A 16,264-nucleotide genomic window follows, 5' to 3' on the forward strand; every position below is an offset into this window, starting at 1 on the left:
CAGCCCAGCGGGAGCAAGCTCCCTCGCCACAGGGTTCTCGCTGGTTTCAAGATTGTGTCTTGCCCGGTTATTTACCTATTTGTGTGAAGGATTCGTCCCATGGCTGTTTTGCCAGAACTTGAAGCATTTTTAGAACTCGCCGAGTTCGGCCGGATGACCGGCAAAAGTCGTGCGATGCATGAACTGTCGCCGCAACAGGCGCGGATCGATTTTGAAGCGTCCTCCGGGTTTCTCGATGTGCCGCTGGACAGCGTTTCCTGCGAAGACTTCAGGATTGCTGCGCGTGACGACCACAGCCTGTCGGCAAGGGTGTATCGCGATGGGCACGCTGTCGACGGGTTGCAGCCGGTGGTGTTGTATTTCCATGGCGGCGGGTATGTGGTCGGCAGCCTCGATTCCCATGATGCGCTGTGCCGGCGATTGGCGGCACAGGGTGGTTTTGCGTTGTTGACGGTGGATTATCGCCTGGCGCCGGAATGGCGTTTCCCGACGCCGGTGCAGGATGCCTGCGATGCGGGTAACTGGCTGGTTCGCGAAGGCGCGGCGCATGGCTTGGACGCGACGCGGGTGACCGTGGCCGGTGACAGCGTGGGTGCGACGCTGGCGACGGTGTTGTCGATCATGGCCGTGTGTGAACCTCAAGAGCTGGCATTGAAGCCGAAGGCACAAGTGCTGGTTTACCCGGTGACGGATGCCACGACGAAACGAGCGTCGCATCGGGATTTCGCCGAGGGTTATTTGCTGGAGACGCCGACGCTGGACTGGTTCTACGGGCATTACGCGCGCACGCCAGAGGATCTGGCGGATTGGCGTTGTTCGCCGTTGCTGGCGGCGGATCTGTCCGGTGTGGCGCCGGCGTTGGTGTATTTGGCCGGGCATGATCCGTTGCATGACGAAGGGTTGGCGTACGCCGATTTGTTACGTGCTGCGGGGAATGAGGTGACGTTGTTGGAGCAGCCGGGCATGACCCATGACTTTTTGCGCATGGGTGGGTTGTTGAGCGAGGTGGAAGGGGTTCACGCGGAAGTGGCGAGGTGGGTTCGTTCGCGGCTGTGATCTGAAGTCTGGCTCAGATCGTTAAACGTCGTTTGATCGGAGGGTGTCAGTTTTTTTGTGTGCCGGCCGGTAACTTGGTTCCCGTCACTGATTGTCAGTGATCGGGTTTAGTAGCCCGCAGTCCCCACCCTCGGTTGTATAAGCGTCATTCAGTCAGGTTCACCTGCACTTCATGCGTGCGAATCGCTGGCCTCGGCCAATGTCATGGCCATGGACCTGGCGGACCATATGGATGGGCCGAGTCGCAACCCGCTGCTGGGTATTGCGCAAGTCATCATGCTGGGCGAGCTGGCGGTGAACCGGGCGCTGGATAGACTCGATCAACCTGAATAGTTGACACCTGATCGTTCCGACGCGCTGCGTGGGAATGCCGCCAGGGACGCTCCGCGTTCCGCTTCTGAAGGTGACGCAGAGCGTCACGGGATGCATTCCCACGCGGAGCGTGGGAACGATCATGGAGTAGCCATAAAAAATGCCCGTATCTCACGATGCGGGCATTTTTCATTTCAGCTCAGCGACTCAGAAATCATACTTCGCAGTGAGCTGCAGGTTGCGTGGCTCGCCGTAGAACGTGGTGCCGAAGTTGCCCAGGCCCGACATGTACTTCTTATCAAAGACGTTGTAGGCATTGGCGGTGAAGCTCAGGTGTTCGTCGTACTGATAACGGGTCATCAGGTCCACGAGGGTGTAGCCACCTTGCTTGAGCAGGGTGCTGCCGCCCTCGCCACCGCCCACGTTGGGGCTGTAGCTCTGGCCGTAAAAAGCGCTCTGCCAGCTGATGCCGCCACCGACGGTGACCTGGTCCAGTGCGCCGGGCAGACGGTAGGTGGTGAACGTACGCACCACGTGCTCCGGTTTGCTGGAGGCCAGCGGGAAACCGAAGATGCGTTGTTCGTCCTTGTCACGGGTGCGGGCGTAGGTGTAGCCGGCAGACACGTTCCAGTCCTGAGCCAGTTCGCCGGCCAGTTCCAGTTCCACACCATTGGTGGTGGCGCCATCGGTGGCTTTGAAAACTCCATCGCCGGTGACCTCATTGGTGCCGACCGATTGAGCGACGTTATCCTGCTCAATGCGGAAGAATGCCAGGCTGGCGTTCAGCTTTCCTTCGAAGTAGGCCGCTTTCAGGCCGGTTTCGTAGCTGTCGCCTTCGACCGGTGCCAGGGTCGCACCGTTGATGTCCTTGTTGATCTGAGGCTGGTAGATCTTGGTGTAGCTGGCGTAGACCGAGTACACATCGTTCAGGTCATAGACCACACCGGCGTAAGGCGTGACGACGCCATGCTCCTTGTAGCTGGCGTGAGTGTCGCTCAGGGTACCGCCCGGATAGTAGGAGTAATCTTCGTTGTACTTGAAGGTGCTCAGACGGCTGCCGAGGATGAACGACAGGTCGTCGGTCGGACGCAGGCGCGTGGCCAGGTAAAGTCCGTTCTGGCTCTGGGTGCGTTCGTATTTGCCGTTTTTCGGGAATTCCTGTTTCGGCAGGCTACCGTTCCAGTCATAGATGCTGCCCGGCACCAGTTCGAAAGCGCTGGTGTCGTAGGTCGAGCCGGTCTGGCGTGAGTGGGACGCCATGAAGCCGGCCACCAGTTCGTGCTCGCGACCGCCCAGGGAGAACGGTCCGGAGACGTTCACGTCAGCCGTGTTCTGCACGCGATGGCCTTCCCAGCGACCCCAGTAAAGGAAATTACCTTCGCCAGTGGCGCGGTCCGCGGAACCACCGCTGGCCGAGGCCAGTTGGGTATCGTGATCGGTGGTTTTCTGGTCGAAGCTGGCCTTGAATTTCCAGTCATTGGCCAGCGCTTGTTCCAACGACGAGAAGTAGGTGACGCTGTCGAAATCACGACGGCTCCAGTCGGCACCCGGGTTGAAACTGCGGGAGAAATCGGTGCGGCTGCCATCGGTGAAGTACGGTGCGTTACCGGTCCAGGAACTGCCGCGCGGCGTTGCACTGGACTTGTCGACGCCAAAAGTCAGCAGGGTGTCGTCCGTCAGGTCGGCTTCAAGGATGCCGTAGTAGATGTCTTTTTTCTGGCTGTAGTGATCGATGTACGAATCTTTGTCCTGGTAGGCGCCCACAAAGCGGCCGCGCACGCTGCCGGAATCGTTCAGCGAACCGGAGATGTCGCCTTCGGTGCGGTAGTTGTCCCAGGAACCCGCGGTGGCGCTGACCGACGCCTTGAATTCCTTGGTCGGCTTCTTGCGCACCAGGTTGACGGTGGCGGACGGGTCGCCCGAGCCGGTCATCAGGCCGGTAGCACCTTTGATGACTTCGACGCGATCGAGGCTGGCCGCGTCGTCGCTGTTGTTCGGGTTTTCACCGTACACACCGTCGTAAGGCTGGTTGACGCCATCGTACTGAAAGTTGGTGATGGCAAAGCCACGGGCGGAAAACTCGGTTCGGTCACTGTCGTACTTCTGTGTCGTAACGCCGGGGGTGTTGCGCAACGCGTCGGCGACGCTGGTGACGCCGCGATCATCCATTTGCTGACGCGTCACCACGGTTACCGATTGCGGCGTTTCACGCAGGGTCAGCGGCAGCTTGGTCGCGGTGGTGGTCGCGCCGGTGGTGTAGGAACCGGTGTCTTCGGTGGTCAGGCCCAGGGCCTGGCCGGAAATGGTGGTCGCGCCCAGTTGCAGGCTCGAGGAACCGCCGGACACCAGGGTGACGCTGTTGCCGTTGATCTGGAACGAGATGCCGGTGCCTTGCAGCATGGACTTCAGGGCGTCGGACGGTTCCAGCGAACCGGACACCGCGCGGGACTTGATACCTGCAACCTGGTCCGGGCTGTAGAGGATCTGCAGATTGGTCTGCATGCCCAGCTCGGTCAGCGCGTTGGAAAGCGATTGACCTGCAATGTTCACTTTCACAGGTGCAGCATTGGCCATCGAGCTCCCCAGCAAGGTGGCGGTCAGCAGTACGCTAGTGAACAGGGTGCGATGCAAAGTCGGGCGCTGTACGGCCAGCGCGAGAGGTGTGCGGCATGGTTGAGGTCGCATGACTTACCTGAGCTCCTGAAAAAGTGTTGTGCAGAGTTTTTTTAATGGGAATGATTATTAGACGCAGCGCGAGCGTGAAACCGGAAAGAAATCGGAAAATAAATTTTGTAAGGCGGTTGCAGGAGCCAGGTTGTCAGGCGGGGGCCAGCTCGGTGACGACCCGTCCGCTTTCCATGCGCACCAGTTGGTCCGCCACGTCGAAGTAACGGTCATCGTGGGAGATCACTATGATGGTCTTGCCCAGGCGTTTGAGGTCCGGCAGCAACTCGGTGTAAAAAATCCGGCGGAAGGTCGGGTCTTGGTCGGCCGCCCATTCATCGAACACCAGCACCGGACGTTCCTCCAGCCAGGCATTGACCAGGGCCAGGCGTTTGCGCTGGCCGGTGGAAAGGTCGGTGGTGGTGAAGCTACCGTCCTTGACGCTGACCTTGTGCGCGATCTCCAGCCGCTGCAGGTATTTGTTGGCGTCTTCGGGGATGTGCTGATCGCCCTGGACCACATCATCGAACAGGTAGTAGTCGGCGAAGATGGTGGTGAACAACTGGCGATAGTCATCGCGGTTCTGCGCGTCGATCGCCTCGCCGTTGACGCGGATTTCGCCCTGTTGCGGTGTGTACAGGCCCAGCAGCAGCTTGATCAGCGTGGTCTTGCCGCAACCGTTCTCGCCGACAATAAAGGTGATGTCGCCTTGCTTGATTGTCAGGTTCACCGGCCCGAGCTGGAACGGAGCGGCACCTTCAGCAGCCGGGAAGCTGAAGCGCACATCGGCCAGTTTCAGTTCGTGCACCGCTTGCTTGACGTTGCCTTTATCGCTCAGCAGCAGATGAGGTTCCGGGGTGGAAAACTGCTCCGAGAGTTCGGCGATGCGGCGGAAGGCGATCTGCGCGCGGCTGACGATCGGCAAGGTGCTGATCAAATGCTCCAGCGGACCTTTCATGTACAGCAGCACCAGCACGAAGCCGCTCATCACGGTTTTATCGGCACTCGGCCAAAAGGTTTGCAGGGCCAGGGCCAGGCCGATCACCACGAAGAACAGCATCGAGCCGAAGGTCTTGGCGATGACGAATGTATTGATCGAGCGCACCTGGGTGTTGCAGATAAATTCAGCCGTGGCCTTGATGCCCGAGACGAACATGCGCTGGCGGCGTGGGCGGTGGATGCGCAGTTCCTTGGCACCTTCGGCAATCGCGTTGTAGTGCTTTTGCAATTCATCTTCGGCCTCACGAGCGGCCATGAAACCCTGCACGCCTTTGCTCTGGGCGTAGGCCTGAATAGCGGTGCCGATCAGAATCGCGGCGACCATGATCAGGAACATCGGCCACGACAGAATGGCCAGGTAGCCCATGCAGCCCAGGGTCACGGTGACGGAAATGGCCAGCGGCGCGAAGGCGAAAGCGAAGTCGCTGATGGTGTCGACGTCGTGGGTCAGCACCGGAATCAACCGGTGGCTGCGATAGCGCTCGATCTGTTCGATCGGTGCCGAGAGAACCTTTTCACCCAACTGTTTACGCAGCTTGGCGATGATGTGCTGGCCTACATAGTTGGTGCCGATGTCCGAACAGATCGAACTGGCCAGTGCCAGCAGGCACAGGCCGGCGAACAATGCGACCACGCCTTGGGTCAGGCCGGTTTGCGAATGCAGGGCGTTGTTGATGGTCGCCAGCAATACCGTGACGCTCAGGCCGCCGACCATGCCCAGGAAAATGGACGCGGCGACGATGAGCCGAAAGGGTTTCAACAGGGCGAACAATTCGCCGATGGCGCCACGGGTAGGCTGGGTCATGGAAGACAGTTCCTTGGGTCGTAAAGGCAGATACCCAGTAGAACGTCTGGTCGGAGGCTTAATTTACAAGGTCGCCGACTGGTGGCGGGGGCGACATAGGTTGATCGTTCCCCACGCGCAGCAAAGGAATGCATCCCGTGACGCTCTGCGTCACATTCACCAGCGGAACGCGGAGCGTCCCTGGTGGCATTCCCACGCGGAGCGTGGGAACGATCAAAATCAAACGCCTAAAGATCACGCACGATACGGAAACCCATCCAGTCGCCGCGCTCTTGCGGGTACTGGCTGTTGCGGTTGCCGGAGCGCGAGAACACCGGCGCCTCACCCCAGTCGTTGCCGCGAATCCGCACGGCTTCGCACTTGGGTTCGACCCAGGCGCTGCCATCGGTGGGGGCTCCGACGTAATCAGGGTGTTCGCAGTCTTCGACCCATTCGTAGACGTTGCCGTGCATGTCGTACAGGCCGAAGGCGTTCGGCGGGTAGCTGCCCACAGGCGAGCTGTAGCTGTAACCGTCCGCCGGGCCATAGGTGTTGGCGTGCTTGGCGATGCTGTATTCCTTGCCTTCATCGAACGGGAAGGGGAACGGCCCTTTGCTGCCGCCACGTGCGGCATATTCGCGTTGGGCTTCGCTGACCATGCGGTACGTCTGCCCGGTCTTTTTCGACAGCCAGGCGACGTAGTTCTTCACGTCATCGAAGTTCATGCACACCGCCGGTTGACGCGGGCTCTGCGGATAACGCGGCTTGCTGGCGATGCACTCGCGACCCGGCCGGGTGTCGCCATTGGCGATGGTCACGCCACTTTCGCGTACGTAGCTGTCCCATTCACCCGCGGTGATCTGGAAGCGGCTCATGGCGAACGGTTTGGCGAAGGTCACCTCGTGCATCGGACTTTCATCAGGCTCGCGCCCGACTTCGTCATCGGGGGTGCCCATGGTGAAGGTGCCAGCCGGCAGCACGACCATTTCCGGGCAGTCCCGGCAGTCCTTGAACACTTTGCCCGGTTGCGCGGGCGCGGCGGCCTGGGCGGCGGTCGGCAGCAGTCCTGTGAGGAGGGCAGTCAGCGTCAGAGTCAGCAGATCACGGTTCATGAATCATCTCGATTAAAGGAAATCACAGGCTTTTGCTCAACACGGCCATGAATCGGTCGATATCGTTTTCGGTGTTGAGCAGGCCGGGAGCAATGCGGATCACCGGGCCAACATCGCGGTCCACCGAGTCGCAGACCACACGGTTCTCCATCAGCTGTGCGGCGACTTTTTCGCAGTCCCGGTCCTTGATCCGGAAGAAGGTAAAACCGGCCGACAGGTCCGGATTTTTTGGCGTGACCAGTTCGGCTTGTGGATGCTCCAGCAAACGGTTTTTTGCATAGGTATTGAGCGCGTGGATGCGCGCCTGGACCTCGGCCTTGCCCAGGTCCAGGTGCAGCTTGAAGGCTTCGTCCAGCGCCCAGCGATGCTCAAAGCTGTGATAGCCGCCGGGGGTCATGATGGTCGAGAAGGTGGTGGCTTCGGAGAACGTCGGGATGGTCGGTGTCACGTCCTTGAACTCGGTCGAACGCGCGCAGATGATCCCGGTGCCGCGCGGGCCGAACATCCATTTGTGCGTACCGGCAATGAAGAAATCGCAGTGCATGTCGGGGAAGTCGAGGTCCTCGACGCCGAAGCCATGGACGCCGTCGACCACATACAGGATGCGGTCCTTGTCCTCGCGGTTGCGGTTCTGTTCGTCCACCAGTTTGCCGATCTCGCCGATCGGCAGTTTCACGCCGCTGCCCGATTGCACCCACGTCATGCCGAGCACGCGGGTTTCGGGGCGAATGCCTTTGGCGATCGATCCCAGCACTTCATCCACGGAAATACTGTGACTGTTCTCGAACAACTTGAGCTTGCGAACCTTGACCCCGTCCTTTTGCTGGCGGTACCCCAGCGCATAGTTCGTCGCGTAATGTTCGTGCTCGCTGGTGAGGATCTCCTGGTCGGGGCGCACATGAATGCCGCCGTAAATCAGCGACAGGCCTTCAGTGGTGCTGCCCGTGAGGGCAATTTGCTCGGGCTTGGCCTTGAGGTAGCGACTGGCCCATACGCGAACTGCTTGCTCGCGCTTTTCGGTTTCCCCCAGGTCCCAGTCCATGGCCCGACCGGGATTACGGTCGAGGTTGGCGCGGTGCCTGTCGATGGCTTCACGCACGGGTCTTGGGTGTGAGGTCACCAGAAAATTGGCGAAGTGCAGGTAATCCGGGTCCTGATTGAACATCTGGCGTAGTTGCGCCCATTTATCCTTCGGCAGCGGCGCCGGATTGGCGGCCAGCGCAGGCAGGTTCACGGCTGCGCCCAAGGGCAGGCCGGCCGCGAGAATACCGGCCTGTTTGAGGAATGAACGACGGTTGGTCATGAGCTCGATTCGCTTTTGCAAAAGGGGGGATCAGTTCTTGGCGACAGGCTTGGACGATTTTTGCACCTGGTCCCAGACCCGCAGGAAATTGCCGCCCCAGAGCTTGGCGATATCGGCTTCGCCGTAGCCGCGACTGATCAGCTCGGCCGTTACGTTGCGGGCCTCACTGACGTCTTTCCAGCCGTCCAGGCCGCCGCCGTCGTTGAAGTCGGAACTAATGCCGACGTGGTCGATGCCGATTTTTTTCACCGCGTAGTCGATCGCGTCGCCGTAGTCCTTGAGGTTTGCCTTGGGCTCCTCGTCGACGATGGCGTAGAGCTGGCTGGCGTATTCGCCGAAGCGTTGTTCGGACCAGACGGTGATCACCGGATCCCCCGGCATCAGCGCCATCTCCAGGCCTTGCAACGGTTGCAGGTCGAAGCGTGCGCGCAGGGCGTTGAGTTTGTCCTGGGTGGCCTGGCTGAGTGGGCGGATGTAGGTCGGGAAACCGACAATCTGCACCACGCCGCCGCTGTTCTTGATCAGCTGCATTTCCTGGTCGCTGAGGTTGCGCGGGATGTCCACCAGCCCGCGTGGCGCCGAGTGGGAAGCGACCATCGGTGCACGGCTCAGTTGGGCAACTTGCTCCAGTGACTTGGTCGACATTTGCGAAACATCGATGATCACGCCGAGGTCGTTCAGACGATGCACGGCCTGCTTACCGATCTCCGAGAGGCCACCGAGGGCGTCGCGGGAATCGTTGAAAAACGGCAACGGCCGGGACGAGTCAGCCCAGGGGTTGTTGCCCACGTAACTGAAGCCGAACATGCGCATGCCCCGGGCCGCCCATTTGTCCAGGGCGTTCAGGTCGTTGCCCAGCGGATAGGCGTTGAGCATGCTCATGAAAATCGCGAACTTGCCTTCGCCGTGCAGGCGGCGGAAATCGTCGGGGGTGTAGGCGATGGCGACCTGATTGGGGAAGTCACGAACCAGGGTGCTGATGATTTTGTAGCGGGTTTCCTGTTCGAACCGTGCTTCGTCGACGAAGCCGGCGGTTGGGCGGTGCGGCGCGTTTTCGCCGTTCCAGATTTCCGGCCAGCCGAAGATTGTCAGGGCCGCACCGGACAGACGTCCGCGTGCGGACTTGACCAGGTCGAATTGCCCGGTGCCGTCCTTGTCGGCTTCATTGCCGGCGGTACCGAAGTCCAGCGGGACGGTGACGTGGCTGTCGAAGGAAAGGATTCGCTCGTGCAACTCATCGGCCTGTTTCATCACCTTGGCCGGGTAACCGGGATTGTCCTTGAACCCGTAATCCCAGGCCGCAAAGCCTGCACCGGCGCTGATCGCCAGGGCCAGCGGCAGGCCGATGTAAAGAGCCTTTTTCGAACGTGGTTTTGTCATTGCCGTCTCAGTCAGGTTCGCCGTTGGGGGGCAGCGCAGGGGCCTTTGCTATCTGGGAAGAACGAGTGACCTGCCAAGGAATTTAGTGTTTTTAGTGATCGTTCCCACGCGCAGCAAAGGAATGCAGCCCGGGACGCTCCGCGTCCCTTCAAGAGCCGAACGCGGAGCGTCCGTTGAGGCGTTCCCACGCAGAGCGTGGGAACGATCTTTCGGGGGCATCATAAATTTTTGGAGGCAACAAACGTTCTAGCTTGGATAAAGCCTGCTTCATGGCTGACACGGGTAGGGCAATGACGATTTCTCGACGATGGTTCATGGCAGGCCTGGCGCTGACCGGCGCCGCCGTGCCTGCGGCTTTTTATGGGCATCGTGAATGGACGAAACCGGATCCGACGATCACCCCCGGCGAAGCTTCGTTCGATGTCGCGGATGTCGCCGGCCAGCACCTGGCGAACACCCTTCGCGGTGTCTGGCAGATTCGCTTCGAAGGCCGTGATGCCGGCATCGAAGGCCTGCCACGGGACGGGCTGGAAGTGTTTCTCGATGTCGGTCACAAAGGTCGCGGCCTGAGCGGGTGCCTCGACACCGCCGAACGTTTGCGTTCGAGCGAAGCGCCGCGTTATCGGGTGCTCGGCGACCTGGCCGGCGCCAACCCGGCGCAATTGAGCTGGCGACTGCTCAGCGCCAGCGGCACAGCGGACTATGAATTCAGCATGGCGCTGGACGAAGTCTGGGCCGGTTTCGGCAATGCCGGCAGCGGCACCCTCAGTGGCCGGGTGTTGAACCTCGATCGTCCGCTGATGATGACCGCGCAGGACAATCGCTTCATTGCCGTCAAGCGCGTGTTCCCCGAAGCCCGCGAGCGAACCGGTCTCAACCCGACGCTGCTGGCCTGGCTGATTTCGCCCGAGCATCGACTGTTTCATCAGCTCTGGCATGCCTCCCGGGACAAATGGCACACGCTGTCCGAAGACAAGCGCGCAGCCCTGCGCGGCATTGGCTGGCAGCCTGGCCCGCGCGACAAGGAGCGTGATGCCCGTGGCAAGCGCAAGGATCGCAACGGCTCAGGTGTGGATTTCTTCTACATGCACCGGCACATGCTCGGCAAGGCGCGCTCCCTGCAGGACTTGCCGTCCTGGTCGCATTTCCCCTTGCCGCATCCAGAATTGGTGCGCGATCGCATCGGCTTCGCCAATTATTTCGACAACCACGACGGCACCGCGCTGCCGCCGACCTGGCTGGCCAACGACGATGCCGAGTACTCGCAATGGGTCAGTGACATCAAGACCGCCGAGACCTATCACAGCAATTTCCAGGTCTGGGAGTCGCAGTACCGCGATCCGCGTTATCTGTCGACATTGACCCTGGGTCAGTTCGGTTCAGAGGTGGAACTAGGGTTGCACGATTGGCTGCACATGCGTTGGGCCTCGGTGCCGCGTGATCCGTCCAACGGTCAGCCGGTGCCGTTTGCCCGGGATCCGGCGGACTTTTCCGCGCGCTGGTATGCACCGGAAAACGACTTCCTCGGCGACCCGTTTTCGTCCCATGTGAACCCGGTGTTCTGGCATTTCCATGGCTGGATCGATGATCGACTGGAAGACTGGTTCCGCGCGCATGAGCGTTTTCATCCGGGGGAGGTCAGTCGGCTGGAGGTGAATGGCGTGCCTTGGTTTGCGCCGGGACGCTGGGTCGAGATCGACGACCCGTGGCTCGGCCCGAGCACTCATGGTTGCAGTACCACGCCAGGGTTGCAGACCGGCAAGTCGGTTGAGATGGACCCGGAAACCCTGAAGCTGGCGTTGCGGATTACCTTTGGGAATGACGAGAAGAAATTGGCGGATTTGTTCCGCAAAGTACCGCAGCGGCCTTGGTATGCAAGGCATTTGAAGGCCAAGCCGGTCGTCACATGATCGTTCCCACGCTCTGCGTGGGAATGCAGCCCGGGACGCTCCGCGTCCCATCAAGAGCCGAACGCGGAGCGTCCGTTGAGGCATTCCCACGCAGAGCGTGGGAATGATCAAGCGGCTGAATAGACACCGCCAATTACAGAGTCTGCCACCCGCCACCCAACGCCTTGTACAACGCAATACTCGCCTGCAACCGCGCCAACCGCAGCTGCACATTCAAATCCTGCGCCGCATACAGCGTGCGCTGCGTCTCCAGCACCGTCAGCAAATCCTCGGCACCAGCCTGATAGCGGCTTTGCGCAATGTTGAATGCCGTCTGCGCCTGGTTCAGTTCTTCACTTTGCCACTGCCGCTGTTCGTCCAATCCGCGAATGCTGTTGAGGGCTTTTTCCACATCGGCGAAGCCATTGATGATCGCCCCGCGATACGTCTCCAGCAGTTCTTCCTGGCGGGCCGTGGCCTTGTCGCGCTCGGCACTCAGGCGAGCATTGTTGAAGACCGGCGCGAGCAGTCCGGCGGTGAGGTTGTAGAAGGGGTTGCGCAGAATGTCGGCGGCGCGATCGGCACCGGAGCCGATGTCTGCGCTCAGGGTCACAGCCGGCAGCATGGCGGCGCGGGCGACGGTGACGTCGGCCTGTGCGGCGGCCAGTTGTGCTTCGGCGCGGGCGATGTCCGGCCGACGGCTGATCAGTTCACTGGGCACACCGGCAGCGATGGTTGGCCATGACAGTTGATCAAAGCGTTCCTGGCCCAAAGACAATTCCTGTAGCGGCCGACCGAGCAGGGCGGCAAGACTGATCTTCGCGTCCTGAGCCTGTTGCTGCACCCGCGGCAATTGCCGTTGTTGCGCCGCCACCAGGCTCTTCTGCTGCGCCAACTCCAGCGCCGTCGCGGAGCCTGAGTCAAAACGCGTCTGCACCCGTTTCAACACGTTCTGAGCGTTCGCCAGGTTCAGCTCGGCGATACGACTTTGCTCACGCAGCGACAAGGTCTGCGCGTAGGTATTGGCGACACCACTGAGCAGCGTCAATTCCACGGTCGCCTGATCGAACTCACTCGCCTGCAAACCGAATTGCGCGCTTTCACGGGAAGCGCTTTGACCGCCCCAGAAATCGATTTCGTAACTGGCGCTGAGGCTGGCGTTGAAGTAATCGACGGCCTTGTTGTCGCTGTCGGCATCGAGCTGGCTGTAGCCGTTGCCTCGTAGCAGTTTTTGCCGATTGGCGTTCAGGGCGGCCTTGACCTCGGGTAGCAGCGAACCTCCGGCAACGACCGTTTCAGCCTGCGCCTGGCGCACCCGGGCGATGGCAGCGGCCAAATCGTAGCTGCCGACCCGCGCCTGTTCGATCAGTTGATCCAACTGCGGGCTGCCGAATTGCGCCCACCATTGCAGGTTGCTGCGGGTGGCGCTTTGCATGTGTGGTGATTGCCAGGAGGCGGGCGGCTGGAGGCCGCTGTCCGGGCGTTGCGCAGGGCTGCCGCAGGCGCTTAGCAGCAGGCAGAGGGTCAGCAAACTCAGTTGCGGCTTCATGGAGAGATCATTCACTGGTAAGGGCCTTGACCGGGTCGAGTCGAGCAGCTTTGCGGGCCGGCATGAAGCCGAAGACAACACCGGTGACCAAGGCGCAGCCGAAGGCGCCGAGCACCGCTATCAAGGAGAACGCGACAGCGACTTCACTGAGGATCAGCGCACCGCCGACGATCAGCGCCAGGGCGATCCCGGCGAGCCCGCCCACCACCGAAAGCATCATCGCTTCGGTGAGGAACTGGCGCAGGATGTCGCGTTGACGCGCGCCGGTGGCCATGCGGATACCGATTTCACGTGTCCGTTCGCGCACGGTCATGAGCATGATGTTCATCACGCCGATGCCGCCCACCAGCAACGAAATCGCGGCAATCGAACCGAGCATCAGCGACAGCGTATTTTGCGTGCGTGCCTCGGCCTGAATCATGGCGGCGTTGTTGGTCAGTTCGAAATCTCTTTTGCCGTTGTGCAGTCGCAGCATCAATTGCTCAATGGCTTTTTCGGTCTCCTTGACCTTGCGCGCATCGGCGGCGGCGATGGCCACGTATTCGGGATTGTGGGTGCCGAACAGCCGCACACTCGCAGCGGAATAGGGGATGGCGATGCGGTCGTCGCTGTCGGAGTCGCCGGAGCTGGCGCCTTTTTCAGCCAGTACGCCGACCACCTGGAATGGCACGTTTTCAATCAGGATGTACTGGCCGATCGGGTTGGCGACGTCCTTGAGCAACTGGGTGCGCACCTTGTGGCCAATCACCGCGACCGCCGCCGCGTTGCGTTCATCTTCTTGGGTGAAATAGCTGCCCTCTACCACCGGCCAGTTGAAAATCGCCGGGAAATGGGTGTCGTTACCGCCGACGTAACTCAAGTGGTCGAGGTTGCCAAAACGCACCCCGGCCTCTTGGCCATTGACCGGCATGATCCGCATCACCTGCGGCAAACTCGCCACCGCTGCGACGTCATCCAGGGACACGATGCCCAGCGGCGTACGCGGGTTTGGCGACGAGCCGCTGAGGTAAATGATGTTGGAACCGAACGCGCCCATTTGCGCCATCACCTGGCGCTTGCTGCCTTCACCCACCGCCAGCATCACCACCACCGACGCGACGCCGATGATGATCCCGAGCAGCGTCAGCGCGGTGCGAAAGCGGTTGATCCACATCACCCGCCACGCGGCTTGCACAGCATCGACCCATTCGCCTTTCCAGGCCCCGGTGGCTTCGGCGCCTTCGGTGAGGCGCTTGCGCAGGTCCACCGCTTGCAGCGCGCCGGGAGTGGCCGACGCCTGTACTTCGGGGTTGTCCCGGGCGCTGTCGCTGATGATCAGCCCGTCGCAAATTTCGATGATGCGTTTGGCCCGGGCCGCCACTTCGCGGTCGTGGGTGATGAGGATCACCACGTGGCCCTGGCTCGCCAGTTCGTCGAGCAGGGTCATGACCTCGGCGCCGCTGTGGCTGTCGAGGGCGCCGGTGGGTTCGTCGGCGAGGATGATGTGACCGCCGTTCATCAAGGCACGAGCGATAGAAACCCGTTGCTGCTGACCGCCGGAAAGTTGGTGCGCACGGTTGCCGGTGCGCGAGGCCAGGCCGAGACGGTCGAGCAGGGCGGCAGCGCGGGCGTGGCGTTCGGCGGCCGGCAAGCCTGCGTAGATGGCCGGCATCTCGACGTTTTCCTGGGCCGAACCGGACGGGATCAGGTGATAACCCTGAAAGACAAAACCAAAGGCTGCGCGGCGCAGCCAGGCCAGTTCGTCGCTGTCGAGTGCGGCGACGTTTTCCCCGGCGAAGCGGTATTCGCCCGAGGTCGGACGGTCGAGGCAGCCGAGGATGTTCATCAGCGTCGACTTGCCGGAGCCGGATGCACCGACGATCGCTACGAACTCCCCGGCATGGATCGACAGGTCGATGCCGCGCAACACGTGAACTTCAGGTGAGTCGCCGCCGCCGTAGGCTTTGCGGATGTCTTGCAGGTCAATCAGGGGCGTCTGCATTCAGCCGCCACTCCCGTCGGCCGGGCCGATCAACAGGTGATCGCCTTCCTGCAAGCCGTCGAGGATCTGCACTCGCAGGCGATCGCTGATGCCGGTGCGTATGTCGCGCTGCTCGATGCGGCCATTTTTGGCGACGACTTGTGCCGTCTGATTGTCCGTTCCAGTGCCGGCTTGAAGAGCAGAGACGGGCGCCGTGAGGACGTTTTTCGCCTGCTTGGCGACGAAGAACACTTGAGTGGTCATTTCCGCCATCAGCGCGTTGTCGGCGTTGTCGACGTCAAGCAAAACGGTGTACAGCACCACGCGAGCGCTGCCGCTTTTGCTCGAACTGGCGGGGCTGCCGCCGCCCTGGCTGGTCTGGTCCAGCGGATTGGGCGGTACCGGCAAAATCTGCCGCACGGTGCTGTTCCAGCGACGGTTGCCGCCGCTGAGCGTGGTGAACCAGGCCGTCATGCCCGGTTTGACGTGACCGATGTCCGCTTCCGACACCTCGGCCCAGACGGTCATCGGCGACAGCTTGGCGATGCGCAGAATCAGGGGCGTCTGCTGCTGGGCGTTGAGGGTCTGGCCTTCACGGGCGTCGAGTGCAACGACGGTTCCGCTCATGGGCGCATAGATTCGGGTGTAACCCAATTCCGCCTGATCGCTGCGCAGACTGGCCAGGGCTTGGCGGATTTGCGCCTGGAACATGTCGATACGGGCCTGGGTGGCGCGCAGTTCGGCCTGGGCGGTCTGCACATCTTCTTCACGGGTGGCGCCACCGGCCTTGAGGTTCTGCTGACGCTGGAATTTCTGCCGGGCGAGGTCGTGCTGCGCTCGTTGCTCCTGCAGCTGTGCCTTTAGGTTTTCGATGGAGAAACGCCCCGCATCGAGTTTGGCCTGCTGCGTGGACGGATCGATTTCCACCAGCAACTGGCCTTCCTTCACCCCATCGCCGACTTCCACGTGGATCTTGTGGATCTGCCCGGACGCCTGGGCACCGACGTCGACATAGCGTCGAGGTTGCAGAGTGCCCAGCGCGGTGACGCTGCTTTCGATGTCGGCGCGGGTGACCTGAACGGTGGCGAACTGGTCCCGCCCAGGCGGGATGATCTGCCAGGCGGCGACGGCGATAACGGGGATCAGACAAAGTGCTACAAGCAGGGCGGGTCGGGTCTGTCGGGGACGTTTCATGCAGGGTTCCGGCCAATGAATATCGGCCCGTCGTTCAAAACCGTTGAATAGGGACGGGGAGC

10 protein-coding genes and 1 pseudogene are annotated in these 16,264 nt (G+C 61.3%); 3 read left to right on the forward strand and 8 right to left on the reverse strand.

The genetic code is table 11. The features are described from left to right. The first annotated feature begins 99 nt into the window (after positions 1 to 99). Positions 100 to 1,056 carry an alpha/beta hydrolase gene (locus ACYZTR_RS09465; RefSeq protein WP_461978294.1) on the forward strand — a complete coding sequence of 319 codons (957 nt, stop codon included), beginning with the start codon at positions 100 to 102 and terminating at the stop codon, positions 1,054 to 1,056. A gap of 168 nt (positions 1,057 to 1,224) precedes the next feature. Next, a pseudogene (locus ACYZTR_RS09470) lies at positions 1,225 to 1,389 on the forward strand (DUF6124 family protein); the annotation flags it as partial. Positions 1,390 to 1,575: 186 nt separating this feature from the next. Here the strand turns inward: ACYZTR_RS09470 and ACYZTR_RS09475 are convergent. The 5 genes from ACYZTR_RS09475 to pvdM form a co-directional block, all read right to left on the reverse strand. Further along, positions 1,576 to 4,053: a TonB-dependent siderophore receptor gene (locus tag ACYZTR_RS09475; protein ID WP_461978296.1), complete on the reverse strand. Its 2,478-nt coding sequence runs from the start codon at positions 4,051 to 4,053 to the stop codon at positions 1,576 to 1,578. 133 nt (positions 4,054 to 4,186) lie between these two features. Beyond that, positions 4,187 to 5,836 (reverse strand): cyclic peptide export ABC transporter, encoded by a 1,650-nt coding sequence (locus ACYZTR_RS09480; protein WP_461978298.1) that lies wholly within the window; start codon positions 5,834 to 5,836, stop codon positions 4,187 to 4,189. A 227-nt stretch (positions 5,837 to 6,063) separates the two neighbouring features. Beyond that, positions 6,064 to 6,927 carry a dihydropyoverdine dehydrogenase gene (gene pvdO / locus ACYZTR_RS09485; protein ID WP_461978300.1) on the reverse strand — a complete coding sequence of 288 codons (864 nt, stop codon included), beginning with the start codon at positions 6,925 to 6,927 and terminating at the stop codon, positions 6,064 to 6,066. A 22-nt stretch (positions 6,928 to 6,949) separates the two neighbouring features. Next, positions 6,950 to 8,230: a pyoverdine-tailoring periplasmic protein PvdN gene (gene pvdN / locus ACYZTR_RS09490; protein WP_461978301.1), complete on the reverse strand. Its 1,281-nt coding sequence runs from the start codon at positions 8,228 to 8,230 to the stop codon at positions 6,950 to 6,952. 30 nt (positions 8,231 to 8,260) lie between these two features. Then, positions 8,261 to 9,610, reverse strand: coding sequence for a pyoverdine-tailoring dipeptidase-like protein PvdM (gene pvdM / locus ACYZTR_RS09495; RefSeq protein WP_461978303.1), 1,350 nt, complete (start codon positions 9,608 to 9,610; stop codon positions 8,261 to 8,263). Between the two features lie 290 nt (positions 9,611 to 9,900). Between pvdM and pvdP the strand changes: the two genes are divergently transcribed. Next, a complete protein-coding gene (gene pvdP / locus ACYZTR_RS09500) occupies positions 9,901 to 11,520 on the forward strand; it encodes a pyoverdine maturation tyrosinase PvdP (RefSeq protein WP_461978305.1) in 1,620 nt (539 codons plus the stop codon). 133 nt (positions 11,521 to 11,653) lie between these two features. On the opposite strand, the gene ACYZTR_RS09505 is transcribed toward pvdP, so the two are convergent. The 3 genes from ACYZTR_RS09505 to ACYZTR_RS09515 are packed head-to-tail and all read right to left on the reverse strand — an operon-like array spanning position 11,654 to position 16,202. Beyond that, on the reverse strand, positions 11,654 to 13,048 hold the full coding sequence (locus ACYZTR_RS09505; protein ID WP_461978307.1) for an efflux transporter outer membrane subunit: 1,395 nt from the start codon (positions 13,046 to 13,048) through the stop codon (positions 11,654 to 11,656). Positions 13,049 to 13,055: 7 nt separating this feature from the next. Next, entirely contained in the window at positions 13,056 to 15,029 is a 1,974-nt protein-coding gene (locus ACYZTR_RS09510; protein WP_461978309.1) for a MacB family efflux pump subunit, read from the reverse strand. Next, positions 15,030 to 16,202 carry an efflux RND transporter periplasmic adaptor subunit gene (locus ACYZTR_RS09515; RefSeq protein WP_461978311.1) on the reverse strand — a complete coding sequence of 391 codons (1,173 nt, stop codon included), beginning with the start codon at positions 16,200 to 16,202 and terminating at the stop codon, positions 15,030 to 15,032. It lies immediately after the preceding gene. Between the last annotated feature and the right edge of the window lie 62 nt (positions 16,203 to 16,264).

Source organism: Pseudomonas sp. Hz4, assembly GCF_054898165.1.

Coding starts and splice junctions, on each gene's coding strand:
- ACYZTR_RS09465 (WP_461978294.1), top strand. CDS start 100: ATGGCTGTTTTGCCAGAACTTGAAGCATTTTTAGAACTCGCCGAGTTC.
- ACYZTR_RS09475 (WP_461978296.1), bottom strand. CDS start 4,053: ATGCGACCTCAACCATGCCGCACACCTCTCGCGCTGGCCGTACAGCGC.
- ACYZTR_RS09480 (WP_461978298.1), bottom strand. CDS start 5,836: ATGACCCAGCCTACCCGTGGCGCCATCGGCGAATTGTTCGCCCTGTTG.
- pvdO (WP_461978300.1), bottom strand. CDS start 6,927: ATGAACCGTGATCTGCTGACTCTGACGCTGACTGCCCTCCTCACAGGA.
- pvdN (WP_461978301.1), bottom strand. CDS start 8,230: ATGACCAACCGTCGTTCATTCCTCAAACAGGCCGGTATTCTCGCGGCC.
- pvdM (WP_461978303.1), bottom strand. CDS start 9,610: ATGACAAAACCACGTTCGAAAAAGGCTCTTTACATCGGCCTGCCGCTG.
- pvdP (WP_461978305.1), top strand. CDS start 9,901: ATGACGATTTCTCGACGATGGTTCATGGCAGGCCTGGCGCTGACCGGC.
- ACYZTR_RS09505 (WP_461978307.1), bottom strand. CDS start 13,048: ATGAAGCCGCAACTGAGTTTGCTGACCCTCTGCCTGCTGCTAAGCGCC.
- ACYZTR_RS09510 (WP_461978309.1), bottom strand. CDS start 15,029: ATGCAGACGCCCCTGATTGACCTGCAAGACATCCGCAAAGCCTACGGC.
- ACYZTR_RS09515 (WP_461978311.1), bottom strand. CDS start 16,202: ATGAAACGTCCCCGACAGACCCGACCCGCCCTGCTTGTAGCACTTTGT.